The sequence below is a fragment of the Novipirellula artificiosorum genome, assembly GCF_007860135.1.
Taxonomy (GTDB): Bacteria; Planctomycetota; Planctomycetia; order Pirellulales; family Pirellulaceae; genus Novipirellula_A; species Novipirellula_A artificiosorum.
This window is the reverse complement of record NZ_SJPV01000010.1, coordinates 194,971-220,932: the sequence shown is the minus strand read 5'-3', so window position 1 is coordinate 220,932 and position 25,962 is coordinate 194,971. Positions and strand designations below refer to the sequence as shown.

The following is a 25,962-nucleotide window of genomic DNA, read 5'->3' as shown; positions in this document are numbered from 1 at the left end:
CGCTTACGGCTGCTCTACCCGGTCGGTCATCCGATCGATGAATGCTTTGGTATGGTCGAGCAGTTCGTCGTAGGACAAGGGCTCGACGTCTTCGCCAATCAATTCGACCTCGAGCGGTCCTTCGTAATGGTATTCGCGAAGCGTTTCCAGAATCGCGCGGATCGGAACACAACCGTCACCGAGCAAACAACGGTTCATTTCGCCCAACGGTGAATGTCGGGCATCGCCAAGCTGGACCAAATGCAAATGAGGGACGACGTCGGGCAACCAACGAACGGCATCTTCATCCATGCCAACGTGATAGGTATCGAGAACCAATCCCAGATAGGGACTGCCGACCGTTTCGACAATATCAAGCGTCGATTGTAAATCATTGACGAAGGACCACTCGTCACCGCAACCCGGGTGAATCGGTTCGAGCGACAAACGCACGCCAAATTCCTCGGCGACGGCAACGATCTCACGCAGTGCATCACACAGCGTTCGTCTGGCATGGTTGCGGATGTGATTGTTCTGGCCACCGGCCAACACAATCAACGTCCCGGCTTGCAGATTCGCCGCATCGCGAACGGCGTGAATCGCATCGGCGACCGCGTCATCAAACGCTCGGCCATCGCTGCCGGTAAAACCACCGACCCACGACAACGACGTGACCGACAACGACGCTTCGGCAAGCAATTCGATGGTTCGGTCGAGACCAAAATCTTCCAACTTGGGACGATACACACCGATCCCTGTGAAACCTCGCGTCGCGTAGGCGTGCGCATCCTCAGCAAAACTCCAACGCAACGTTGAAAGCTGGCTAACCGCAAGCGTGTTCCTCCATGCTTCTTGGATTTTCGAATCTTCGTCCAAAATCGTCTGCTTCCTCAGTGATCGTCGTGAACGTGCTAACTTCCCTGTTTCCAGCAGCAGTATGCGGACCTCGGTCCCATTTGTAAAGATTCGTTTTTGCGAGTTATCGCATGTGCGGCAGACGTCGCCCTTGACTTCGGGCGACGACCAATTGGTCATTCAAATCGTCAACCGATAACGCCACAATGGGAATCGTGATCAAAGCCTGCGGATCAATCTCACTGCTGACACGTCTCTTTGCTAGCTGTTCGACCTCTTCGCCTAAAGCATCGAGCCAAGCGGGCACATCGAGTCCCACGCCCGTTGGATGACGCGTCAACAAATCCGCCTCCTGCTCAAGCAAATCGAACGAAGGACTTTCATGATTCAGTTCCGCATCGCGCATCGCGGGCCCAACGAGCGCACGCATGCGATCGATGGTCATCGGCTGAACAAATCGCTCAAGAATTCGGTCGGCCACCGTTGGCATTCGCATCGCATAATCCTTTTGCATCTTGCGGAGTTTCTCAACATAGACTTCCGCTTCCTCGCCAATCCGTTCGCTCAAACTGCGACGCCACATCATCGCCGCCGCCTCAAAACCGCTGCGGACCAACACCTCGTGTGCCCACATCACCGGGCGCAAATTCCATGCAATCCGTTCGTAACGGACTCGAAGTCGCAAGAAGTCCAAGAACATGTAGACCAAATCACCGCGGTCGCTCTGGGTCGTGGTGCTATTGTAATCCTGGTACTCTGCGTGATGGTCCATCAAGGCTTCATAGACCAAGGTGATCCAACGCTGCGCCTCGCGAATCTGTAGCTTACCGATGTCCAAATCCGCGTACAAACGAGTCTCAGAAAACTGGTCATCCCCTTCGGTAAGCACTCGCTCTAACCAAGATGCAACCCCTTGGTGCAAGATCGCGCGTACATTGCCAAGCTGCAAGAACATCTGCGTAAAAATCGGATCGCCGTATTCCTTGATGAATGCGACCAGCAACTTCCATTTTTTGGGATCCGCCACCGTTTCCAGCGGCGAAAGCCGAAGCGTTTGGCTGTGGGCAAGCCAACTCGCCAGCAAGATCTCGGTGACCTGTTCGAGCAACGGAATCAAAACCTCGGCGAAGGATCGTTCGTCGATCAATCCGTTCGTCGATTCCTTCACGCTCTTTCGTGTCGATTCGACGATCGAGGCCACAAGCGAACGAAACCCGACCTGAAACAATCCATCAAACTCGGTCACCGCGCCAACGCCAATGGGATTCTCCTGCTCCATCTGGCGAGCAATTTCAATCAATCGGCATGCTTCCGCGATCAATCCACGACGCGGCAACCACAGCAACAAGTGACGCAGCACCCGTTGACGAAGCCTCGACACGTAGATTTTGACCGGGTCACCGCCTCGCGCCAGCGGGATGTAGAGCAGGTTCTTGTCGTGAATGGCGTCGAGAAACGGCGGAAACAAGCGACGCACTTCGCTTGTGTCCCCGGCGATCAATGCGGCAAACATCTTAACGCTTTGTGCGTCGTCATCGGCCATTTCTTCATCGCGGTCGACCAATTCCCACGTTGCCATCGGATGAGCGAGCAAGGCGCCGCACACCAATCGCCTCGAGTCGGACATCTCGACCGTCGTTCCAATGATTCGCTCCATTAACGAATCTCGTAGCACCCGATGCCGGTCATAACTTCGCATCGAATCCTTGTCACTACCCGCGGGCGTGATCTTGTAGCGTCGGACCGAGTCCAGCAGTTCCAACAAGCCGATCCGATTCTCACGAGCGCGACCGGCCCACGCCTGCAGCGATTGCAAGCGATCTTGCAGATCCTCGTCCGATTGATCCATCACGGCGATGTCGGCTGCGACCGCCCACATCCGGGAAAGCGATTTCAAGAAACTCAAATGTTCCGACAACCGCTTCGATTCTGTCTCCAATTCATCATGGCTGGTGTCGTCACCGAACTCGAACACCGCACCCTCGTTGCCGTCGTCGGTGGTGTCGCGGTAGGTCATGTCCTCGTAAGCCGCGTCGAACAAACCTTCGTCGCCGCCGTCGTCCTCGTCCGCCAAAGACAGTTCGCGATCCCAATCACGATCACTCCGTGACGGAGAAGACTGGCCCAGTTGAAATTGTGGGGCCGACCAAAACTGTTCCGCATTGGCTTCCAGGAAATCGAAGAACTTGCGAACCAGTGGCCAAATTTCGCGAGTATCTTTGCCGACCGTTTGCATCAACGCGGGCTGGACGTAGGCCTCTTCTCCGCCGCCATTGAGCGAAAAACGCAAACGCAGGAGCCAGCGTTCCGCTAGTCGCGGCAGCGAGCTGCCGCCGAGACGCAATCCCACGCGATCGGCGTTGTTGAGCCAATGCACCAACAACGCCATCGCCGGTGTGAAGTCGTTCCGATCCAGTAGTGCAGAAATGACCAAGGCGTAGGCCCGCGGAGAATCGAACAAATCCGCGTGAGGTGCCCAAAACGCTACATTTCCCGCCTCAGCGCCCCCTTCATGCCAAAGCCTCAACGCCCGAGCGACCAACTTGGCGGACTCGTACGACTCCAACGGATCGGCAGCCTCGATCGAATCGATGGTGTGGGCGGCATACTGTCTCCACCACTCTGCGATTTCTCGATACTGCTGCTCCATTTCGGAGTAGGCCGCCTCGTCATTGCGAGCCGCCGCTTCGCTCCATACGTTGGCCATGTAACCGAACAGCTGCTCGATCAGGTAGAGCAAATCATCAACTCGGGCGTCATGCACCGAACAGTCGGGGCTCGGGAACAAGCTGAAATTGCCGCCGAATCCGAGAATATCCCAGGGGTCAATGATCGCGCCGCACTCAATCGCCCGCTTGAGCAGATCAAACGCTGCGGCGGGAACCTTCAACGCTTGCTCGGGTTTCCCCGCACGAAGCGCCCGTAGGCCAAGAGTCATTTCACAATCGATGCGGCATAGCATCCGCGCCGATGCCGCCGGTACGGCATCGACTTCGCGAGCCGCTGCGTCCGGATAACCCATGCGTGCATACAATCGAGCGAGTTGCACATGTTGCACCTGAGCGGCGCGTCGTTCCGCCAAGGCCGCGTTAAGGTGTTGACGTACCGCACCAAACGGTTGACGACGCAAACGTTGCTCTTCAGACAATCGCTGTGAGTGGGCTCCCGTCAAACGTGCCAACCGATCCTCATAGAACTCATCGCGATAGGTCGCAATCGGCTTCATCAGCGAACCGAGTGTCACGTCGCTGCTGTACGCACCCGGCCCCCAACCGCTGATTCCCGACGCCATCAAAATCGTACCCGCTAACACCGTCGCTGCTTCGGAGAGCAATTCTTCTCGGTCGATAATCCCCTTTTCCTGCAATCGGCTCAACAACGCATCAAGCGTGACTTGACGGAGCACGAACCGATCATAGAATCCTTCGCCATCGATCGACCGGGTGTCCCAGCCGCCAAAGTGATAGTTGGGTCGCCGGTTGACGGGGTGATCAAAATCAAATGCCCGGGGATCCAGTGCGAGCTCTTGCATCTTTTCCGGATCAAACGACGCCGCTCGCAAAATCTCGGAATCGGTATCGCGAAGCACCGCAATGGCTCTCGCAACAATGTCGTGGTAGGGCCCGGCAGAGACACCTGCACCGCGGATGTAAAGCGGAATGGGCCGGACGAATTCGTGAGGGTACGGCTGGCAACGACGGTTTTCCAGCATCGCCACCGGCCGATAGCCAACGTAATCATTCAGCCGAGTGATCGTTTCGTTGACGAGTTGTTCGTCCGTATTCGAAAGCCCCACTTCAAGCATCGTCTCGGCAGCCCTCCCCAAAAGGAAGCCATTGAAGAGAACTTCCGGCTTTTGGTGAAAAAGCAGATCACGGTGATAATCCAGATACGCCGGCAGCAAATCGCTCCAGAGAATTTTGACGACCCGCTGGGCTTGTGTGATATCACGAAAGGCTCCCTGTTCGGCCTGCAAATTTCCCAGCGTTTCGGTCAACCAATCACGAAGCACCAACCACGCCGCCGGCCCGCGGAGCGGATCGCCCGCGGACGCGGTTTCGTAGACGTGGTTCCAGGCTGCGAAGATGGCAGGATCGCCACTGCCAGACGAGAAATTCAAATACCCCGCCAAACGCCTCAGCGAGTCGCTCATTGCATCGGGAGGCGGTAGATTTGACATTGCAGTGGGAAGGGAAGTTTGTAGGAGGGGTCAAGGGAACGGGAAAGATCACGGCAACCGTCGTGTCGAACGGGACACAGTCCCAACGACCGTTCAACGAACGGTGCTCGATCTATCGCTTCTTCGTCACTTTCTTCTTGGTCGCTTTCTTCTTCGTTACTTTCTTCTTCGTTACTTTCTGCTTGGCTACGGTCTTGGTCGCCTTTTTCGCGGTTGCTTTCTTCGCAGCCTTGGGTTTCGTCTTTGCCGCCGCCGTTGCGGCCTGCTTCTTGGTCACCTTCTTCTTGGTCACCTTTTTCACGGACTTCGTCGCGGACTTGGCTTTTGCCGTCGCCTTCTTCGTTGCCTTCTTCTTGCCGCCAAAGATTGCATCCCAACCTTCCGAGTAATTCTGGTTGGTTCCTGTTCGTAAAATCGTCATGATTCGTTCCTTTTCAATGCTTGTTGGATGGAGAACACGCCTAACTGGCATGAATGCTCTTGTAACGCGTGCGTTTCGCCTCGTCAGGATCATCGCCCATGCGTTCGCGAAGGTTACGGTCGTAGGTATCGAAGTTCCCTTCGCACCACACCAACTTTCCATCACCTTCGAACGCTAGGATATGCGTTGCGAGCCGATCGAGGAACCAGCGGTCATGGCTGGTGACAACGACACAGCCGGCAAAGTTGGCGATTGCCTCTTCCAGTGCTCGCAGCGTATCGACATCGAGGTCGTTCGTCGGTTCGTCAAGCAACAAGACGTTGCAGCCTTGACGCAGTAGTTTTGCCAAGTGAACGCGATTGCGTTCTCCCCCGGACAAATTGCCAACTTTCTTCTCTTGGTCCGGCCCTTTAAAATTGAACCTTGCGACGTAAGCTCGAGCCGCGATATTACGTCCCCCCATCACGATCGTGTCGTGACCGCCACTGATTTCCTGGAAGACGCTATTTTCGGCAGTGAGCGAATCGCGACTTTGGTCGACATAGCCGAGATCGACGGTGTCCCCAACGCGGATCACGCCGCTATCGGGCTTTTCTTGCCCGGTGATCATGCGAAACAAGGTCGTCTTGCCTGCACCATTGGGGCCGATCACACCGACAATGCCTCCGGCCGGCAAACGGAACGACAAATCGTCCATTAACACGTTGTCGCCATAAGCCTTGTGAATGTTCTTGCCTTCAATGACCAAATCGCCGAGATGCCGGCCTGACGGAATTTGGATTTCCAATTCGTCCGGTCGATCCTCAAACGACTGAGCCGACATTTCTTCATACGATTTGATACGCGCCTTGCTTTTTGCCTGCCGTGCCTTTGGACTCATTCGGATCCATTCCAACTCTCTCGCCAAGGTCTTTTCGCGAGCCTTCGCTTGCCGCTGTTCGATCGCCATCCGTTTGTGGCGAGCTTCCAACCAGGCCGTGTAGTTGCCTTCGAGCGGGATACCGCGACCGCGATCGATTTCCAGAATCCATTGAGCGACGTTATCAAGGAAGTATCGATCGTGGGTCACCGCGACGACGGTCCCGGCATATCGCGCAAGGTGCTGTTCGAGCCAAGACACCGATTCGGCGTCCAGATGGTTCGTCGGTTCATCGAGCAAGAGCAAGTCGGGCTGGCGAATCAGCAATTGGCAAAGCGCCACGCGACGGCGTTCCCCCCCAGAAAGCTTGGTCACGTCGGCGTCCGCAGGCGGCAGGTTCATCACCGCCATCGAAACTTCGACTTGGCGATCCAGTTCCCACAAGTTGGCGGCGTCGATGACATCTTGTAACTTCGCCATCTCGTCGCACAGCTTCGTCATCTGCTTGTCGTCGGTAACATCGCCAAGCATCATGCTGATTTCGTTGTAGCGATCGATGATCTGGCGGCGTTCGGCAACCGCCTCTTGAACATTCTCAAAGACGGTCTTGTTCGGATCGAGCGGCGGTTCTTGTTCCAGGTAGCCAACGGTAAACCCGCTGGTCAGCCGAGCGGTACCGTCGAACTCCGTGTCCATCCCCGCCATGATCCGCAGCAGCGTCGATTTCCCCGCGCCATTGGGCCCGAGCACACCGATCTTCGCGCCGGGATAAAAAGCCAACCAAACATCATCAAGAACGACTTTCGCGCCATGCTTTTTGGTCAGGTTTTCAACTTGGTAAATGTATTGTCGAGACATAGAGTTCAGGTTTCAGGGTTCAGTTCATCGTAAAAAATCGAAGGGAGCTCCTAAGTCACAATCGACCGCTAAACAGAAGTCTTACTTGCTGCTCACGGTCAACGGTTCGCGGGAGCTGCTATTCCCATTCGATCGTTGCGGGGGGCTTGCTGCTGATGTCGTAACAGACGCGGTTGATTCCGGCGACTTCGTTGATGATTCGCGTGCTGATGCGGGCCAGCAAATCGTACGGCAAGCGGCTCCAATCGGCAGTCATGAAGTCATCGGTCTTCACACTACGGATCGCGACGGCATTGTCATACGTTCGGGCATCCCCCATCACACCGACGCTTTGCACCGGCAGCAAAACGGCAAACGATTGACTCGTTTCACGGTACAATCCGGCTGCCTTGATCTCATTCACCACGATCGAATCCGCTTCGCGGAGGACCTTCAATTTTTCTCGCGTCACTTCGCCAAGGCAACGGACCGCCAAACCCGGCCCCGGGAAGGGATGCCTCCACACGAGGGATTCGGGTAGCCCGAGTTCGAGGCCAAGCCGGCGAACTTCATCCTTGAATAGATCTCGCAGCGGTTCAATCAGTTCAAAGCCAAGCTCCTCCGGCAATCCACCGACGTTATGGTGCAACTTGATGGTTGCGGCTGGCCCATCAAGATCAGCGCCACTTTCGATCACGTCGGGGTACAGTGTGCCTTGCGCCAGGAAATGGGCATCCTTGATCTTGACCGCTTCCTCTTTGAAGCACTCAATGAACGCGTGGCCGATTCGGCGGCGTTTTTCTTGCGGTTCACTGATCCCTTCAAGCGTCTCCATGAAACGGTCTTCTGCTTCGACCACGTGAAGATCGGTCTTGAAATGCTTGGTGAACTCTTGAATCACCATCACCTGCTCGTCTTTGCGCAGCAGCCCGTTGTCGACCAAGATGCACGACAATTGAGGACCGATCGCTTTGTACAGCAGTGCCGCGACCACCGAGGAGTCGACCCCGCCACTGAGTCCACAAATCACGCGAGCGTCACCCACAAGGGAGCGAATCTGTTCAATCGCCGCTTGGGCAAAGTCACCGAGTTGCCAGGTCCCTTCGCAGCCACAGACATCCAACACGAAATTGCGAAGAATTTGGCCGCCTAGCGGCGTGTGAGTGACTTCGGGGTGAAACTGCATGCCGTAAATGGGCAACTCGCGATGAGCGATCGCGGCGTAAGGGCAGGTGTTGGTTTCCGCGAGCGGTTTGAAAACGTCCGAGATCGCCGACACTTGATCGCCGTGACTCATCCACACGTCAATCTGCTCAGGCAAACCGCGGAACAGGAGCGAGTCATCGTGAACCGTGCATTTTGCTGGACCATATTCGCGGCTCGGGGTATGGTCGACCTTCCCGCCGAGTGCTTCGCAGGCCAGTTGCATCCCGTAGCAAATCCCCAAAACGGGAACGCCAAGGTTGAACAACTCGGGGTCGCATCGTGGGGCATCCTGGACGTAGACGCTCGACGGGCCACCGGAAAGGATAATCCCTTTGGGGGCAAGTTCCGCAATCCGCTCGGCCGGCAAGTCATGCCGAAGGATTTGGCAATAAACGTTTTGCTCTCGTACCCGCCGAGCGATCAGTTGGGCGTATTGCGATCCGAAATCGAGGACAACGATTCGCTGGGCGGTAAGGTTTTCGGGTGCTATTGGATCTGCCATGGCCGACTGTTGGGTTATTGCCGCTCTCGTCCGCCGGTCCATCTTCCGATGGATTTGTCAAACGAGCGGAAAAGAACAGTGGTGTCGCAGGATTGAATCGTGAAGTGTAGAAAATGACAGATTGATACCCAAGGGGTTGTGATCCAAGAACGTGTCTGAAATCGGGTCCGAACCTCCTACAAACCGGTTCCCTAACGTCGGAAAGTGCAATCAAGATGAGAATTCTGCTAACCAACGATGATGGCGTTTTTGCTCCGGGGCTCGCCGCTCTCGAGCAACAACTGCGTCATCTTGGCGAAGTCATTGTGGTGGCCCCCGCGACAGAACAAAGTGGTGTTGGCCATTCGATCACCTATTTGTCACCCTTGACCTGTAAATCGATCCGCCGTGACGGACGCCATTGGGCCTGGGCGGTGGCAGGTTCCCCAGCCGATTCGGTGAAGCTGGCGATCGGCGAACTGTTGCAAGACAATCCAGTCGATTTGGTCGTCAGCGGGATCAACAGCGGCCTCAACGCCGGCATCAACGTCCTGTACAGCGGAACCGTTGCCGCTGCGATCGAAGGGGCGTTTTTCGGCGTCACCAGCGTGGCGGTATCACTTGAGTACGATCCCGATGCCGACTACCAATCCGCGGCGGTGATCGCACGCAACGTCATCGGCGGTTTGATAAAAAACCCCGCTTCAAAAGGAAAACTGTTTAACCTGAACGTCCCCACCGCCGCGACGGTTTCACCAGCCAAATTGTCGATCGTGCCGATGGGGTTGGCTCAATATGGGCGGTTGTATGAAAAGCGAGCGGACCCCGCTGGCCGTCCCTACTACTGGGCGATCTGGTCTGAACCCGCCAAGCCGCCGGCCGAACGAACCGACGTGACCGAATTAAGGCTGGGAAACGTGACGCTTTCGCCCCTTCACTTTGATTTAACGAACCAGTCGATGGTCAATGCAATGAGCGAGTGGGGGCTGGAGGTCTGACGGCCCGATCGAGATTCGTTTGAAGAATGTCAAAAAGGCACTAATACGCTTTGGCGAAGATCGCTTTCTGCTTGGTCGTTTCACCGGTCAAGAAACAAGTTCCGCTTTCTTCTTCGCCACCGCGCGGAAGACAACGTACCGTGACCTTCAACTCCTTCAACAGCGGATCGAGTTGCTCTTCGCTGGCGAAGAAACAATTCGCAAAACCACCGTGGATTTCCGGCTGATCTTCGTTCTTGGGGGTAAAGAATTCGCGGAACGCCTGTTCGCTGGCAATGTCAACGGTGTTGGATTGCCGCAGCGCTAACGCTCGGTCAAACAAGCCTTGCTGCATCTCAGCCAATAAACGGCCGATCGATCCGACGAATTCACTTCGCGACATACCGGTACTCTTGGGCTGATCACGCCGCCCAACAAACACCGACCCTTTTTCGATGTCTTTGGGGCCCACCTCGACGCGAACCGGCACACCCCGTTTGACGTGATGCCATTTCTTTTCTCCACCACGGACGTCGCGATCATCGACCTCCACTCGAATCGGAACGCCAGCATAGGTCTGGTCGGTCAACTCCTTGCGCAGGGACTCCACCGAAGCGAGGACCTCCGCCCGCTGCGCGTCATCGCGATAAATGGGCAAAATCACCACTTGCTCGGGTGCCAAGCGAGGCGGCAGCACGAATCCATCGTCATCGCTGTGCGACATGATCAGTGCACCGACTAAACGAGTCGATACGCCCCAACTGGTCGTCCACGCGTATTCGCGTTCGCCGCTTTCGGCCTGAAAAACAATTTCCTGAGCTTTCGAGAAATTTTGGCCCAGAAAATGGCTCGTCCCCGCTTGAAGCGCTTTGCGATCCTGCATCATCGCTTCAATCGACAACGTTTCCACTGCCCCCGGAAAACGTTCAGCCGGTGTTTTGCGACCGACAATCACCGGCATCGCCATCCAGTTTTCAGCGAAGTCCGCATAAACGTCGATCATCCGCTCGGTTTCTTCAATCGCTTCGGCGCTGGTCGCGTGTACCGTATGCCCTTCCTGCCAGAGAAACTCGGCGGTTCGCAGAAACATCCGCGTGCGCATTTCCCAGCGGACCACGTTGGCCCATTGGTTGATCAAGATCGGTAGATCACGATAGCTTTGCACCCACTTGGCATACGTCGCTCCAATGATGGTTTCGCTGGTTGGCCGAACGATCAGCGGTTCTTCCAACTTTCCCGCCGGGCGAAGTCCGCCATTGGGATCGGGCTCCAAGCGGTGATGGGTGACCACCGCGCATTCCTTAGCGAACCCTTCAACATGCTCGGCCTCCTTTTCCAGGAAACTCATCGGGATGAACAGCGGAAAGTAGGCGTTCTGGTGCCCCGTCGCCTTGAACATGTCGTCCAAGGCACGCTGCATGTTTTCCCATAATCGATAGCCCCACGGTTTGATCACCATGCAACCGCGAACCGGCGAATTCTCGGCCAAATCCGCAGCCCGAATCACCTGCTGGTACCACTCCGGGTAATCTTCGGCGCGGGTGGGTTGGATCGCAGTTTTGGGAGCTTTGGCCATGGTGAGAATCGCGGGGTCAGAGAACGCAGAAAAACGAAATCAAGAACGTCGCACCCAATTGTGGTTTTCCAAGCGGTCTTGGCTAGTCCCCACGCGGTAAGCCCGGCCGACCGTTTACCGCCGCAGGTTCAACAATTCGTCGAGCAATTGCTGGCTGGTGGTGATCACGCGGCTGTTCCCACGGTACTGAGTGCTGGCCAGCACCAACTCGATCAAGTCCTTGCCAATGTCGGTGTTGCTGAGCTCAAGTGCACCACCAATCACATTGCCGATCCCATTTTCACCTGGCCCACCTAACACGGGCAAACCGGTGTTGACGCCTTGAGCGTAGACGTTCAAGCCACGAGATTCCAAACCAACGGGATTGGCAAACCGAGCGAGTTGCAGCTTGCCGAGATCGCGAGAGATCCCATTGCTGAAAACCCCACGCATCGTTCCATCTTCACCCACCACAAAGCTGTTGAGCACCCCCGGCTCGCTGCCGTCTTGCTGAGTCGCCGCGAGCGACGCTTCTTGGGTCGCCAAACCAGAAACTCGACCAAAATCGACGGTAAATTGCAGTGGTGAAACACTCGGTATCCCGTTTCGATTGATCGCAACTTGATCGTTGGTCGTGGCAATGAAGTTGCCGTTACCATCGAATTGAATCAATCCGGTGCCCACGGCAATGTTGGTTCCACTGACCGATTGGTTTTCGGGGCTATCAGCATACCAGCGGTAAATCGTTTGCTCATCCGTACGACTTTCTAATGTCGCGGTCATCCGAACGTTAATGGGAACGCCCAACGAATCATAAACCACAAAGTCGCTGACGGCACTTTGTCCCACCGCTTCTTGAATGGTGCCAAAGCCAAGATTGGGTGTGGTCACGTTGCCTGTGGCTGTCTTGATCCGAAAAGCCGACAAATCGATTTCCAAGGCATTCGCTTCGCCCGTATTGCTGACAAAACGGATCGCGCCGTCTTGGATGTATCCTCCCGGTGAAATCACACCCGTTTGGCCGGGCAAGTGGTTTTCTGAAGGAGGAATCGGATTCTGCCCATCGACTTGAACCGTTTGAATTCCAGACGATGCCTCGATGAAGTCGATAAAATCTTGCATCGTACTGGTCGCGGTGATCTCAAAATCCTTGTCGCCGAGCGCACGGCCCCCTTTTCGGCCGCTGAAGCTGAGTGTGCCGATTTCAAATGCTTTCTGGTAAGTCAAACCGTCGCGTTTGAGCACATCGGTCAGCAAGGTGCTGGCGTTGACCTGCGGACCATCCAAGTCCAGCAACTGGTTGCCTGAGACCGTCAAGTCCGCAATTTCTTCGTCGGACTTTCCATCCGTAAACGTATCACCGGGCGCGACCGTGTCGACAAGAAAGAAGTTGTTTTGGTCGTTCGACAGGTTCCGGTAGACGCGAATCTCGTCGTAGCTGGGAAAGCCGTCACCCACATTGGGAATCGGCGGAGTAGGAAATCCCGATAAGGACATCCGCCCAGAAACAATATTCTGCGGGCCAATCAGCACACTTGGACGCGACTCCGACTCGCCATTGCTATGGTAAGTGATCATGTAGGTGTAGTTGCCGGTCAGCAAATCGGTATCGAGTGCATTGCCCGACAACGGAGTGGCTCCATCGTCGACAAACGTGCCACCAGCCGTTGCCGAACCTAAACGAAAGAAATCGTTCCCGTTGGGCCCCGTGCGATAGACGTTCACCGTTGGGTAGTCGCCTCCATCGGGATCGAGCGGCAGACTGCCCAATTCGATCCGTCCATTGGCAGCCACTGTTGCATTGATCGTGCCGCTCGGTGCCGCTTCATTTCCGTTCGAATCGACCAGCGCCACACGGTACTTGTAGGCTCCTGCTGGCAAGCTTCCGACACCGGTGCTGTTCACGGTCACGTTGTTATGATCCGACAACGGTGCACTGCCGATCAAAACTCCCGATGCGTCCGGACGCGGGACTTTATCGTTGCCTAGACGCACACTTTGAACAATTTGGCTTGTCGTCGCGATCTCGCCCTCGGGCGTCAACCCTCCTTCAAAGGTGACGTTCTCCGTCGCCTTGGCGACACTCTCGGTTCCCAGCGGCACCGTCAAGGGAACCAAGTCCGATTCCTGTAAGCGAAATTGATCATCGATGCCGTAGCCCAACAATCGCTGACCGGTCGAATTGACCAACTCAGCGCTGCTGTTGAGTTTAAAGATACCGTTTCGCGTGTACAGTCGTTCGCCCGACGCACCCTCGACAATAAAAAAGCCATCACCTTGAATGGCCAAATCCGAAGAACTGCTACTGATTTCAATCGTGCCCTGGTTGTGGTTGGCGGCGATTTCCGCAACCTGAACCCCCAGTCCGATTTGTCGTGGATTCGTGCCGCCATTGTCTGCGGTCGGTCCTCCACCGAGCGACAACGTCTGCAAGAACTGCGTCGCGAAGATCGCATTCGAGGATTTGAAGCCAACCGTTTGCGAGTTCGCAAGGTTGTTGCCGATCACGTCGATCTGTGTTTCGGCAGCGGAAAGGCCAGTCAGTGCGGTGGTCAGTGCGGAGGTCAATCCCATCGACAGCGATCCTATCAGCAGAGCCTGATAAACCTTGGCCGATTGGATCATGCAAGCAAAAGCTTGCAGTTAATCGTCAAAGCTTACCCAGTTAGAATTTCACGAATGTTATTAATCTCCATCGTCTGTTGCCCCACATGAACTTTGACAGAACGTGAATTGTTATCCCCGTTTGTTTCCACCGTGATGCGGTCAACGACGCCCTCGACCGGGCTCGAGTCATCCGCCAATCCCGTCACACTGCGACCAATCAGTGAACTGGCGGTGACCAATTCCTGACTCGCCGACAAGCTCGAGAGCGTTTGCGTCAGCTGATCGGTCGCCCCAATTTCGCGAATCTGCCCAATCTGCGCGATCATCTCGCTGTTGTCGGTCGGATTCAACGGATCCTGGTTCTGCAGTTCACTGATCAACAGCTTCATAAAGCTATCAATATCGACGGAGGAGAACCCGTCGTTAGAGTCGGATATTCCAGCCTGCTGATTCGCTGAAAATTGAGTCGTGCCTGTTTGTCCGATTTGCGACATCGCCGTTGCCCTTCGCGGTCAATGGAGGGGATCCTAGTTCATACAATCGGATGTCGTTGTACGATGCGGGGGGATGAAAAAGCGAGGCCAATCGAGTCGACCCGTTACTGAGGCGGACCGCTGCTGACAACCACTTGGCTCGGACGAACGACCCGATCGTGCATCTGGTAACCGATCACGGCCACATGAGAAACCGCGCCGGCCGGGTGCTCGTCACTTGGCATTTGTGAAATCGCCTCGTGAACGTTGGGGTCAAAGACCTGGCCCTCGGTCGGGATCGGCGTGACGCTATGTTTGGCCAACGTATCATCGAGCTGTTTCACGACCATTGCCACTCCTTCACGCAACCCCGCCGCATCGCTGGTCGACTCCGCCGCTTCGATGGCACGATGCAAGTTGTCGCGAACGAGCAGCAAATCGTTGACCAAGGGCATGGCTGCAAAGCGAAGTTGGTCTTCGAAATCACGTCGCATGCGTTTACGGAAGTTCTCCGCTTCGGCCTGAGCCATCAAGACACGTTTCTCGGCGGAATCCGATGAAGCCCTGAGCCGCTCGATTTCCTCGTCACGCGTTTCGGCATGGACCACATCTTTGGCGAGTTGATCCGAGTCAAAATGTTCGCCAACATCGGGTCCCTCGCCAGCTTCCCAGCCTTCCTCAGGAATCGATTCGTTCTCGTTCATACTTGTGTCTCTGTCTTCGTTCATGCTTTTTCTTGCGTTTCTTCGTCGGGTTCAAAAAACGTTTTCAGTTTTTCCAGGAAGGACTTGCGATGGGGCAGTACCGCTTCGCGCTCAACATCCGCCAATTCTCGCAACAATTTCTCCTGCTCGGAGGACAATTTCTTGGGGACTTCAATGAAAACTTGCACGAGCAAATCGCCTGCTCGTCCGCCTCGAGGATCGACGATCCCTTGTCCCTTCAGCGTGAACACGTCACCCGTTTGCGTCCCCGCGTTGACCTGCAACGAGTTCGGGCCATCGAGTGTGGGGACTTCAATATCGGCTCCGAGCGCTGCCTGCGTGTAGGAAATCGGCAACTGCAAGATCAGGTCGCTGTTGTTCCGTTTGAACAGCGGATGTGGCATGACGGAGATAAAGCAGTAGCAATCGCCTGGTGGCCCTCCATCGGGACTTGCTTCCCCTTCGTTCTGCAGGCGGACTCGCATTCCGTCATCGACGCCCGCAGGAATCTCAACCGTCAATTCGGCTTTCTCATGCTGCAACCCACTGCCTCGGCAATCCTCACATTTCTGGCTGATTTGCTGCCCTGTCCCATTGCAGTTGGGGCAGGCGGTCTGTACTCGCAGAATCCCCGCCGATTGGATCACTTGACCGTGGCCACCACAGGTGGTGCAGGTTTCTGGATGGCTTCCCGCTGCCGCCCCGCTCCCTTCACAGGTGGCACAGCGGACTCGGCGTCGAAACGAGATATCCTTGCTCACGCCACGAGCGGCTTCTTCAAGGGTCAGTGTCACATTGCATTTGATATCGGCCCCGCGTCGCGAGCGACGACGACGTCCGCCCCCGGCCGAACGCCCCCCGAACAAATCGCCAAACATTCCGCCGCCGAACAAGTCGCCGAATGCTTCAAAGATGTCTTCGGCGCTATTGAATTGATGGGCGGCACCTTCGACACCCGCATGCCCGAAGCGGTTGTAGCGCTCGCGTTTCTCGGGGTCGCTCAGGATTTCATAGGCTTCGGAAGCCTCTTTAAACTTTTCGACCGCATCTTCATCGTCACGATTGCTGTCGGGATGGAATTTGATCGCCAGCTTTCGGTACGCGCGATCAATCTCGACTTTCCCAGCCGTCCGTGAAACACTGAGGATCTCGTAGTAATCGCGTTTTTCAACCATGAGTCAAGCGGGTGGTTCCGGTGTGTCTGTCTAATCTCAGGGAAGCCATTCCGACTTCCGCTACGAAAACGGGTCGCTCACCAACGTCTCGATGGCGACGACCCGTTCGTTGATCTTGGGAAACTCGTCAAGCGAAGTTCCCGTTAGGATACAGCGCCTTCAACGTGGCGTTTTTCCTTATCTTCCTCATCGAAGTTGGTCACCAGCGCTTCGGTCGTCAAAAGCAACCCCGCGATGCTGCCCGCGTTGGCCAATGCCGTGCGAACCACCTTCACCGGGTCAATCACGCCAGCCTTCATCAGGTCGACGTACTCACCCGTGTTGGCGTTGTAGCCCATCGCACCGGTCTTTTGAGACACTTCGTCCACGACGACGCTGCCGTCGATACCACCGTTATCGGCAATTTGACGCATCGGAGCTTCGAGCGATCGAAGAACGATGTCGACGCCGATCTTCTCGTCGCCCTTGGCCTTCTTCTTCGCGTCGCCGACAGCTTCGCGGCACCGAATCAATGCGACGCCACCCCCAGGCAAGATTCCTTCTTCGACCGCAGCCCGCGTGGCGTGCAACGCGTCTTCCAAACGAGCCTTGGTTTGCTTCATTTCGGCTTCGGTCTCGGCACCAACGCTGACCACTGCCACGCCGCCTGACAACTTTGCCAAACGCTCTTGGTACTTTTCTCGATCGTACTCGCTGTCGGTTTGGTCGATCTGAGCACGGATCTGCGTGACACGCTTGTCGATCTCTTGCCGGCTTCCACCGCCTTCGACAATCGTCGTGCTGCCCTTGTCAACCGTGACCTTCTTGGCTCGGCCAAGCTGATCCAAAGTGACATTTTCCAGCTGGATCCCCAAGTCTTCGCTGATCAGGGTTCCGCCGGTCAAGACGGCAATGTCGCCAAGCATCGCTTTGCGGCGATCGCCAAAGCCAGGTGCTTTGACCGCACAGACATTCAGCGTCCCACGAAGCTTGTTGACCACCAACAACGTCAACGCTTCTGCATCGACATCTTCGGCGATGATCAACAGCGGCTGACCGGTTTGAGCCGTCTTTTCCAACAGCGGAACCAAATCACGAATGTTGCTGATCTTCTTTTCATAAAGCAGCACCAACGCGTTTTCGAGGTCCGCTTCCATCGTCGAGGGATCGTTGATGAAGTAGGGCGAAATGTAGCCCTTGTCGAACTGCATGCCATCGACGTAGTTGACTTCGGTCTTGCGGCTCTTGCCTTCCTCGACCGTGATCACACCATCTTTGCCGACTTTCTCGAGAGCATCCGCGAGCAAGGTGCCAATCTCGAGATCGTTGTTCGCGCTGATGGCACCCACGTTGGCGATCTGCTCTTTGTTCGAAACGGGCGTTCCCATCTCGATCAGCTTGTCGCTGGCGGCCTGAACCGCTCGGTCGATGCCTCGGCGGATTGCTGCAGGGTTGCTTCCTGCAACAATGTTGCGAAGCCCCTCTTTAAAGATCGCTCGAGCCAGCACCGTAGCGGTCGTGGTACCATCACCCGCGATATCGCTGGTCTTTTGGGCCACTTCCATGACCAACTTGGCACCCATGTTCTCGAAACGGTCTTCGAGTTCGATCTCTTTCGCGACCGTCACACCGTCTTTGGTAACGGTCGGACCGCCGAAGGATTTATCGATAATGACATTGCGACCAGTTGGCCCCATGGTTATCGCAACCGCGTTAGCCAACTTATCGACACCCGCCAACATGCGGGTTCGAGCGTGGTCGTCGAATAACAATTGTTTTGCCACGACAGGATTCCTTGAATTGAAGGTTGAGTTGTGTTTTTATTCGTAGCAGACGTCGCAGCGACCTCTGCTGAGGCTCGGTCGCACGCTGGAGCGTCAACTTCAACGTGCGATTCGATGTTTCGCTAGGTCTTAGAGAACCTTCGCCAAGATGTCGCTTTCACGCAGGATCTTCATTTCCTTGCCGTCGACCTCAATGTCGCTTCCGCCGTAGCGTCCATAGATCACGGTGTCGCCAACCGCAACGGTCAATTCCCCGCGGTTACCGCTATCAAGCATCTTGCCTGGACCCACCGCAACAATGGTTCCGCGAAGCGGCTTTTCACGAGCCGCATCGGGCAGCACAATCCCGCCCGCAGTCATTTCTTCGGCTTCTTGAGGCTGAACCACTACGCGGTCGTCCAAAGGACGTAGACTAATCTTTGCCATGTTCGTATTTCTTATTGATTAAAGTGATTTGATTGAAAAAGGGAAAGCTGGAGTTCAGCCCTCGGGCTGCTTGAGATAAAAAGGCACAGGCTCAGCAGGCCATCGCCTGAACTCCAACGTGTGAGCCTGAACTCCGACAGCAAGCGGCTTACATCATGCCGCCCATGCCACCCATTCCGCCCATGCCTGGCATGCCGCCGCCCATTCCGCCCATGCCACCCATGCCGTGGTCATGGCCGCCGTGATCGTCACCGCCCGGCTCTTCCTTGACAGGAATATCCGCGACCAGCGATTCGGTGGTCAGCAGCAAAGCTGCGACACTGGCGGCATTGGTCAACGAGGTCTTCACGACCTTGGCGGGATCGACGATCCCGGCCGCAACCAAGTCACAATAACACTCGGCATTGGCGTCGTATCCATCAGTTTTGCCTTTCATTTGCAAAACACGATTGACCACAACGGCACCATCAAGCCCGGCATTGGCCGCGATCGCTCGCATGGGTTGATCGAGCACGTTACGGATGATCCGAATCCCAAGCTGCTGATCGCCTTCGGCGCTCTTCTCCAATTTTTCGACGGCTGCTCGACAACGTAACAGCGCGACGCCACCACCAGGAACAATGCCTTCTTCGAGAGCGGCTTGCGTCGCTGCCCGAGCGTCATCGATCAGAGCCTTTCGCTCCTTCATTTCCGTTTCGGTCGCTGCACCCACGGTGATCTGTGCGACACCCCCAGCGAGCTTCGCCAATCGCTCCTGCAGCTTTTCGCGATCATAGTCACTGTCGGTCGCTTCGATTTCACGCCGGATTTGAGTGACGCGGCCATCGATATCCGCCTTCTTGCCGGCTCCACCCACCATCGTGGTCGCTTCGCTGGTAATCGTCACTTTCTTTGCCCGGCCAAGATCGCTCAGCTTGACGCTTTCCAGATCGATGCCGAGGTCCTTGAAAATCGCCTTGCCACCGGTCAACACGGCAATGTCGCCGAGAATGGCTTTGCGGCGATCCCCATAGCCGGGTGCTTTCACAGCACACACCGACAAGATTCCTCGCATCTTGTTGACAACCAAGGTCGCCAACGACTCACCTTCGACGTCTTCGGCAATGATCAACAGCGGCTTCTTCGCCTTACTGACCGCTTCAAGCAGCGGAATCATCTTCTTGTTGTTGCTAATCTTTTCTTCATACAAAAGGACGTAGCAATCTTCGAGCTCAACGCTCACATCGTCTTGATTGTTGACGAAGTGGGGTGACAAGAAACCGCGATCAAACTGCATCCCTTCGACGACGTCAACGGTCGTTTCGTTGGAGCGGCCCTCTTCGACCGTGATCACACCGTTTTTGCCGACTTTCGTGAAAGCGTCCGCAAGCACGTCACCGATCTCGGGATCATTGTTCCCCGCAATCGTCGCAACCTGTTTGATGTCGCTCTTGCTCTTTTCATCGATCGGCTTTGACAATTTGCCGACCTGCTCGACCGCCACGTCGACTGCCTTGGCGATGCCTCGCGATAGTGCCATCGGATCAGCACCCATGGCGACCATCTTCAGCCCTTCGCGGAAGATGGCTTCGGCCAAAACGGTTGCCGTGGTCGTTCCGTCACCAGCGACATCATTCGTCTTGCTGGCAGCTTCCTTGACCAATTGGGCACCGAGGTTCTCAAATGCATCATCAAGCTCGATATCTTCGGCCACGGTCACACCATCTTTGGTGACCTTGGGCGAACCCCAGCCTTTATCGAGCACCGCGTTACGGCCACGTGGGCCGAGGGTACTTCGGACGGCTCGAGCGAGCTTGCTTACACCGGCCAACAGCGGCGCACGTGCATCGTCGTCGAAAACGATTTGCTTTGCCACGACGTTTTTCTCCTGTGGTTTCGTCTAGGGACTGCTTCCGTTTCTGCCCTCGCAACCACCCAAAAAGGCTGGCAAGCGAAGAGTCCAAAAAAGGAAAACAGAGTAAAGGAATGTGATCGAAATGGAATTCAGTTAGAGCGGCTGGCTCGAAAGCCACCCGGGTCTTCTGTGCAACGTAACTCTGCAACGGTGGCAGCAGCCTCCGCATTGCTGCCCCTTTAGAGCAACCTGCGTGCCGAGAGCCAAAAAATTGACGTAAGTCACTATCGGTAAATACCTTAGCGACACTTGACTCAAGCTATTTTCGAGCGATAACCCTAGCCATTTGCCAACCTGGCAGCAGCCGCTTCACTTGGCCGACGCGAATCGAGCGAGCGGACCAACCCCAAGGGGGCGACGAGCGATTTTGAAAAGGATCTGGCGGTCGCAAGGAATTCCGAAATCCGCTGGCTTCCGATTTCATCAAAAAAACGGTACCACTCGCCTCGGCGAGTAAAGCCAAGCCCGCCAGCCATCGCCGCTTCGATCTCATCAAGGCTCGTGGCCACCGAATCGGCAAGCAAAATCGCCGACTCAATCCACATCGCCAAACTCAATCGCATCAGCACCTCACGATCTTCAATCCGCCTGACGTTTCGGCGATAGCGACTGCAAATCTCAACCGCGGAGGCTGACAAAGTTGGTGAGCGGAGATCGTCGACGTAGTCGTAGAAACCGCCGCCTGCGAATCGACCGCCGCGCCCCGCTTTGATCATGGCCGGCAAGATGGGCGAAGGGTCAATCCGCGAGGGAAACGCCTGCCAATAGACCCGGCCGGCATCGAACATCGTCCGCGAGCCAATCAAATCGGTCAGCTCCAGCGGTGACAGAGGCATTCCAAACTCAATCGCGGCGACTTCGATCTGCTCGGCCGTTGCCCCCTGCGACAACAGCACCATCGCTTCGTTTAAATAAGGAGACAACATTCGGTTGACAATGAAACCTGGCGAATCGCGGACGACCAACGGCGTCTTGCCAAGCCGCCTGACATGGCGACAACCGCAACGCAACGCGTCCTCGGACGTGAGATCGGCACGGACGATTTCCACCGCGTCTCGCTGGCCAACCGGCATGAAGAAATGCATGCCGCAAACACGCTGGGGCTGACGCAGGGACTTCGCGATCTCCGTCACTCGCAACGTGGACGTGTTGGTGCAGAAGATCCACTGGTCACCCAACAACGATTCCGCCATTTCAAAAAAATCGCGTTTGACGGCCAAACGTTCCGCGACCGATTCAATCAAGATCGGAGCCAACTTGCCCGCGGCATCTTCTTCGCTAGGCCGGCGTGCCCGGATCGTGACCGACGACAATCCCGATCCGATCGTCGCTCGCTCCGAGAGGCCCCAGTCGTCGGGATCGAATCGCAACCGGGTCAATGCCAGGTCAACGGACGCAGCGTCTTGGTCGACAACCCGTACCGAGATGCCTGCGTCCAAATGCGCTTGCAAGATGGCTCGGCCGACAACACCAAGTCCTACCAATACGACCGAGGGATCGCTCAACATACGGTTCACTTTGTTTTCCGCCGCTTCCTTGGGGCACCGTCCTATTTCGCCGCCGTGCGATGGTACATGTTCGGCAAGGGTGGGTCAAAAAGTCCCACTTGGTTGAACGGCTGGATGGTTTGGCGAATCGTACCACAAAAGGATTCGACCCAAGCGTCTCGATTCACTTCGCCCGATTGCTCGGCGAGCGAAAGCTGCGCCGTCAAGTCATTCACGCAATCAGCAATGGCGGGGTTCGTAGCACCCAAAAAGCCAACCTGTTCATTTTTTGCTTCGGCAAAAAGTCGCTCGTAAGTGGTCACCACGGCAAAGTAGATCATGCTCCACGCATTGAAGAGCCGGAAATCCTCTAACCCGACATAGCATCCCCACACCAATTTGTCGATCAATTCGATTTCCTGGATGACCGATTCCGAGTACTGTTGCAGCGCATCGCCGCGCTGGCCGCTGTCGCTGTCAATCAAGATGCGTGCGATTCGCTCGACACCACTGATCGAATGTGCAATCCCGGTGCTGTGCATCGGATCAATGAAACCGGCCGAAAAGGGCAACGCCGCCCAATCGTCGCCCGCTGCGACGGAGGCTAGTCGCTGCAAGCGATGGGTGCGGAGAACGCGACCTGGGAACGACGACATCACGGCATCACCCAGTACATCTCGAAGCACAGGATGTGCATCGAGCACCTGCTGCCAATGCGTTTGCTTGGCATAGGACTTTTCTTCCTTCGACCCTCGCTCGTCGTAGACAAACCCTAAGCTCGTTCGGCCGTTGACGAAACGCAAATGCCAAAGCCATCCATCGCGAAACAGATGATGAACCGCGGAGTCCTCGGCCGTGTAGGGATAATCCTCAAGCACCGCGCCGCATTCGCGAAGCCATTCGGTCGTCGTCGTCAAGTGATCGAAATGGCTGTAGATCGCCGACGACTTTGTCCGCAACCGGTCCGTTGCATCTTCGATGCCAAGTTGCTGAGTCAGAAAACGCCCTGCGCCGGTTGCATCGACAAGAAAGGGAGCTTCAAACGAGATCGGTCGACGTCGACTGCGACCTTCAAGCCGCCAAGTTCCCGCGGCCGTTCGAACGGCACTCTCAACACCCGTTTGCTCGTACAGATCGACACCCTGCCGCTTCGCGACGTCGACAAAGAATTGGTCCACGTCGGCCCGATACCATTGTGTGTCTGCTAACTCATTCGATTCGCTCGCGGCCACCAGCAACTCGTCACGATGGTCCGTGCGTGCCTGAAATCCGTCGGCGCCTCCGTGATAAAAGTAGCTGAACCCGCGTTTGCATCCGCACAAGACCTCGGGATGGGCCCGCTGCCAACTTCCAAACCGCACCAACGGCTTAAAATCACTGAGTTCGTATCGATTGACAAGGTGCTCGAGCAAAAAATCCGCAGCCGGCGTCGATGACTCGCCGACGGTAAAACGCGGGTGCTGACTGCGATCCACCACGGCAACGTTCATGCCATGCTTGCTCAGAATGGTCGACAGCAAGCTGCCGGCAAACCCAGCCCCGAGGATGACGACGTCGTAGCGATTCGAATTCTGGTTCATTTGGATGAGGGAGTTGAGATCAATGGAGAGCGTGCGTAACGAAGCTACCGAAGCCCGACCAATTTAACCCATTTTCCGACCCGGTGCTTCCGCAGCGGTCACTTTCCACATTCACCGCACTCGATCGGGGGCACCACTTGCTGAGTCAAGTTCATTTGTTGCAATCGGGCCATCCGCTTTTCTCGGCACACATCACATGGAAAGAACCGCTCGGTCTGCCAGAGGTCGACGAACACGCGTCCGGCATCCTTTTCGATTCCCGCCGATGCGACCCGTTCGATCGATTCGCCCGACGGTTGCACAAAATCGCCCGTTCGCGCCAACGCTTGGATCAAACTGTTCTCGGATCGCGTTGGAATGACCGAACAACAATCGACACCTCGGTCGAACGCATAGTCCATCGATCGGAGCGTCCACTCGACCGATTCGGATTCGGTCAGGAAGGGTAAGCTCTGCAGCAAAAACACTCGTGTTCGAATCCGCTCGCAATGCAATCGCTCAACGGCGTGATCAAAGTCGCTAAGTGTCATCCCTTTATTCAAGGTTGCAAGCATGTCCTCGTAACACGTCTCCAGCCCGATCGCGATCTCAAGCTGGGCCGGAGCAATCAAGTCACGAAAATCGCTGCAGACTTGACCGCAGAGGCGAGGATGATTCTCAATGACGACCGTGTCAAAACGGCGAACCAAGTCGGCGATCGACGCATAGTCGTCCGGCGGGATCGCTTGCCGGTCAAAGAAATTGCCACTGTTGTAGAGTTTAATTTCGGACGCATCGGGCAATTGATCGAGCGCGAAGCGAATCTGGCGGGGAATATCACCAACCGCGACACGCCGAGTCAACGTGTGCTTCCACAGATCGCACATCGCGCACCGCAGCGGACACTCGCGATTGGTGAGGAAGATCGTGGCAACATCGACAACCTTCCTGCGTGCATCGCATTCCGGTTCGACCAACATCGCGAAGGGCTTTCGCGGATCGAGTTGATCGCGTTCTGCAATGCGGTGACCTGCGAGAGCGGGACCTGCAAGCGGGGGCCCTGAGCCGCGGGCCGCCAAAACCTCGCGATCGGTAAACCGAGGCAGCGGCTTACGCATTCATTTCCGCAAATTCGCGTCGGTACTCGTGTTCCGATGCGGGGAAGATTTTAGAGAAAGCGGACGCCGAAGCGACCCCGCGCTGAAAACGGCGTTTGGGGAAGATCGGCATCTCCATTCCCGTAACCGCCTTGATGCCACGTTGAACGACCTCGCCTTTCAACGCGTATAGTTTTTCATGTTGCCAATCCGTCAATTCAATGAACGGAATGCCTTCAGCAACTTCAATGACATTTGGCAAGGCGTAGGGACTGAAACCGCTAAAACCAAACTGTCGCCCTGGAGCCCAAGTGCGAACGTGCCCTCGGCTCTGCCCTCCCGAATACGTTTTCGAATGCTTGACCGCATCGACTCCCCAACCTTCTTGATACAACATCAAGTTGTTTAAGACGCTGCGAATCGTCAATTCCGGATTGTCTTCAATCGGATAGTCCTTCAAATTTTCGTCGCCACCGTCACCATCGACGAGGTACTTCCAATCGGGATAGCGATCGCGAATCGCTTCGCACAATGCATAACCGGCCGTTGCCGATTGAATATCGAGTGGCTTGTAGTCTTCGACTGCTGCGATCGCTTTTCGATAGTCGATCGCCGACAACGGGACGTTGAACGTTTCAAGGAACAGGTCCAGCCCAAGCGGCTTCAAAAAATCGACCGCCTGCTGGGCGTCTTCCCCTTCTCCGTCGATCGATAACGTGAACGCTTTCAAACGGCTTGGCGACTCACCTCGTTTGAGCAACAACGAATACAGCACCAAGAAGACCGAACCACTATCGATGCCACCCGAAAACATCACACCGATCGGTTCGTCAGGACCAACCTTGTCAAGCCACTGCTCACATGCTTTGGTCAATTGACCGATGTAAGCTTCGCCGATCACGTCCAAATCGGTCGGCAAGCAGTTTCGTTTGGGACTAAAAAACCGTTGGTAACCGGGATTGGGATCTGGGCAACCGATCAGTTGCAATTCCAGCAAATAATGAGCGGGTACCATCCGTGTGTAGGAAGGGTGGAACTGATCCGCGAGCCCCTCGGTTATGAGAAAGTCACGGATTTCATCGATGCGTTCGGCGACCACCAAACAAGGCCCCTCGGCCCGTTTGGCCAAAAAGAATCGCATCGGCCGAGCGATGGACCGAGCCATGCGAACGACTTGGCCGTCCTTGTGAAGCAAAGCAAACTGACCGTCAATCTTGCGAACTTCGTTCACATCGCCACTGGCGACCGCCGAGACCGCCTCGTCAACCGACATGTTGAGGATCTGGTTTCCATCAGGGTCCAACAGATTCACGAGCCGATCGACATATTGGTGATTGATCATGGCAGCAAACAAAATGAGGGCGGAGCAGGATAGCGTCACAGGCCCGGCATTGTCGCGAAAGCCTCCGACAAACTCAAGCGGTGCG

At 55.8% G+C, this 25,962-nt stretch carries 18 protein-coding genes; 1 reads left to right on the top strand and 17 read right to left on the bottom strand.

Annotated features, from left to right (window positions below; genetic code table 11):
- Positions 1-3: 3 nt before the first annotated feature.
- The 5 genes from Poly41_RS24060 to guaA form a co-directional block, all read right to left on the bottom strand.
- On the bottom strand, positions 4-1,014 hold the full coding sequence (locus Poly41_RS24060) for a sugar phosphate isomerase/epimerase family protein (RefSeq protein WP_231615887.1): 1,011 nt from the start codon (positions 1,012-1,014) through the stop codon (positions 4-6).
- Positions 959-5,014: a hypothetical protein gene (locus Poly41_RS24055; protein WP_146529681.1), complete on the bottom strand. Its 4,056-nt coding sequence runs from the start codon at positions 5,012-5,014 to the stop codon at positions 959-961. Before Poly41_RS24055 ends, Poly41_RS24060 begins: the two co-directional genes overlap by 56 nt.
- Positions 5,015-5,126: 112 nt before the next feature.
- Positions 5,127-5,435 carry a hypothetical protein gene (locus Poly41_RS24050; protein WP_146529679.1) on the bottom strand — a complete coding sequence of 103 codons (309 nt, stop codon included), beginning with the start codon at positions 5,433-5,435 and terminating at the stop codon, positions 5,127-5,129.
- Between the two features lie 40 nt (positions 5,436-5,475).
- Entirely contained in the window at positions 5,476-7,152 is a 1,677-nt protein-coding gene (gene ettA, locus Poly41_RS24045; RefSeq protein WP_146529677.1) for an energy-dependent translational throttle protein EttA, read from the bottom strand.
- A gap of 118 nt (positions 7,153-7,270) precedes the next feature.
- Positions 7,271-8,839 (bottom strand): glutamine-hydrolyzing GMP synthase, encoded by a 1,569-nt coding sequence (guaA, locus tag Poly41_RS24040; RefSeq protein ID WP_197231592.1) that lies wholly within the window; start codon positions 8,837-8,839, stop codon positions 7,271-7,273.
- Between the two features lie 215 nt (positions 8,840-9,054).
- On the opposite strand from guaA, the gene surE reads away from it, so the two are divergent.
- Entirely contained in the window at positions 9,055-9,816 is a 762-nt protein-coding gene (surE, locus tag Poly41_RS24035; protein ID WP_146529673.1) for a 5'/3'-nucleotidase SurE, read from the top strand.
- Between the two features lie 40 nt (positions 9,817-9,856).
- Here the strand turns inward: surE and proS are convergent, their stop codons facing one another.
- The 12 genes from proS to Poly41_RS23975 form a co-directional block, all read right to left on the bottom strand.
- A complete protein-coding gene (gene proS, locus Poly41_RS24030) occupies positions 9,857-11,371 on the bottom strand; it encodes a proline--tRNA ligase (RefSeq protein ID WP_146529671.1) in 1,515 nt (504 codons plus the stop codon).
- Between the two features lie 114 nt (positions 11,372-11,485).
- Complete coding sequence (locus Poly41_RS24025; RefSeq protein ID WP_146529843.1) at positions 11,486-13,924, bottom strand: flagellar hook-basal body complex protein; 2,439 nt, start codon at positions 13,922-13,924, stop codon at positions 11,486-11,488.
- 83 nt (positions 13,925-14,007) lie between these two features.
- Positions 14,008-14,451: a flagellar hook assembly protein FlgD gene (locus tag Poly41_RS24020; protein WP_146529669.1), complete on the bottom strand. Its 444-nt coding sequence runs from the start codon at positions 14,449-14,451 to the stop codon at positions 14,008-14,010.
- A 104-nt stretch (positions 14,452-14,555) separates the two neighbouring features.
- Positions 14,556-15,158 carry a nucleotide exchange factor GrpE gene (gene grpE, locus Poly41_RS24015; RefSeq protein ID WP_197231591.1) on the bottom strand — a complete coding sequence of 201 codons (603 nt, stop codon included), beginning with the start codon at positions 15,156-15,158 and terminating at the stop codon, positions 14,556-14,558.
- Positions 15,155-16,309 (bottom strand): molecular chaperone DnaJ, encoded by a 1,155-nt coding sequence (gene dnaJ / locus Poly41_RS24010; RefSeq protein ID WP_146529667.1) that lies wholly within the window; start codon positions 16,307-16,309, stop codon positions 15,155-15,157. The genes grpE and dnaJ overlap by 4 nt, the downstream gene beginning before the upstream one ends.
- A 143-nt stretch (positions 16,310-16,452) precedes the next feature.
- Positions 16,453-18,072: a chaperonin GroEL gene (groL, locus tag Poly41_RS24005; protein ID WP_146529665.1), complete on the bottom strand. Its 1,620-nt coding sequence runs from the start codon at positions 18,070-18,072 to the stop codon at positions 16,453-16,455.
- A 129-nt stretch (positions 18,073-18,201) separates the two neighbouring features.
- Complete coding sequence (locus Poly41_RS24000; protein ID WP_146529664.1) at positions 18,202-18,498, bottom strand: co-chaperone GroES; 297 nt, start codon at positions 18,496-18,498, stop codon at positions 18,202-18,204.
- Positions 18,499-18,646: 148 nt separating this feature from the next.
- Positions 18,647-20,353: a chaperonin GroEL gene (groL, locus tag Poly41_RS23995; protein ID WP_146529662.1), complete on the bottom strand. Its 1,707-nt coding sequence runs from the start codon at positions 20,351-20,353 to the stop codon at positions 18,647-18,649.
- Positions 20,354-20,670: 317 nt separating this feature from the next.
- Positions 20,671-21,900, bottom strand: coding sequence for a 3-hydroxyacyl-CoA dehydrogenase family protein (locus Poly41_RS23990; RefSeq protein ID WP_231615898.1), 1,230 nt, complete (start codon positions 21,898-21,900; stop codon positions 20,671-20,673).
- Between the two features lie 41 nt (positions 21,901-21,941).
- On the bottom strand, positions 21,942-23,459 hold the full coding sequence (locus Poly41_RS23985) for an NAD(P)/FAD-dependent oxidoreductase (protein ID WP_146529658.1): 1,518 nt from the start codon (positions 23,457-23,459) through the stop codon (positions 21,942-21,944).
- A gap of 98 nt (positions 23,460-23,557) precedes the next feature.
- Complete coding sequence (locus Poly41_RS23980) at positions 23,558-24,556, bottom strand: radical SAM protein (RefSeq protein ID WP_231615885.1); 999 nt, start codon at positions 24,554-24,556, stop codon at positions 23,558-23,560.
- On the bottom strand, positions 24,549-25,877 hold the full coding sequence (locus tag Poly41_RS23975) for an asparagine synthase-related protein (protein WP_146529657.1): 1,329 nt from the start codon (positions 25,875-25,877) through the stop codon (positions 24,549-24,551). The genes Poly41_RS23980 and Poly41_RS23975 overlap by 8 nt, the downstream gene beginning before the upstream one ends.
- Between the last annotated feature and the right edge of the window lie 85 nt (positions 25,878-25,962).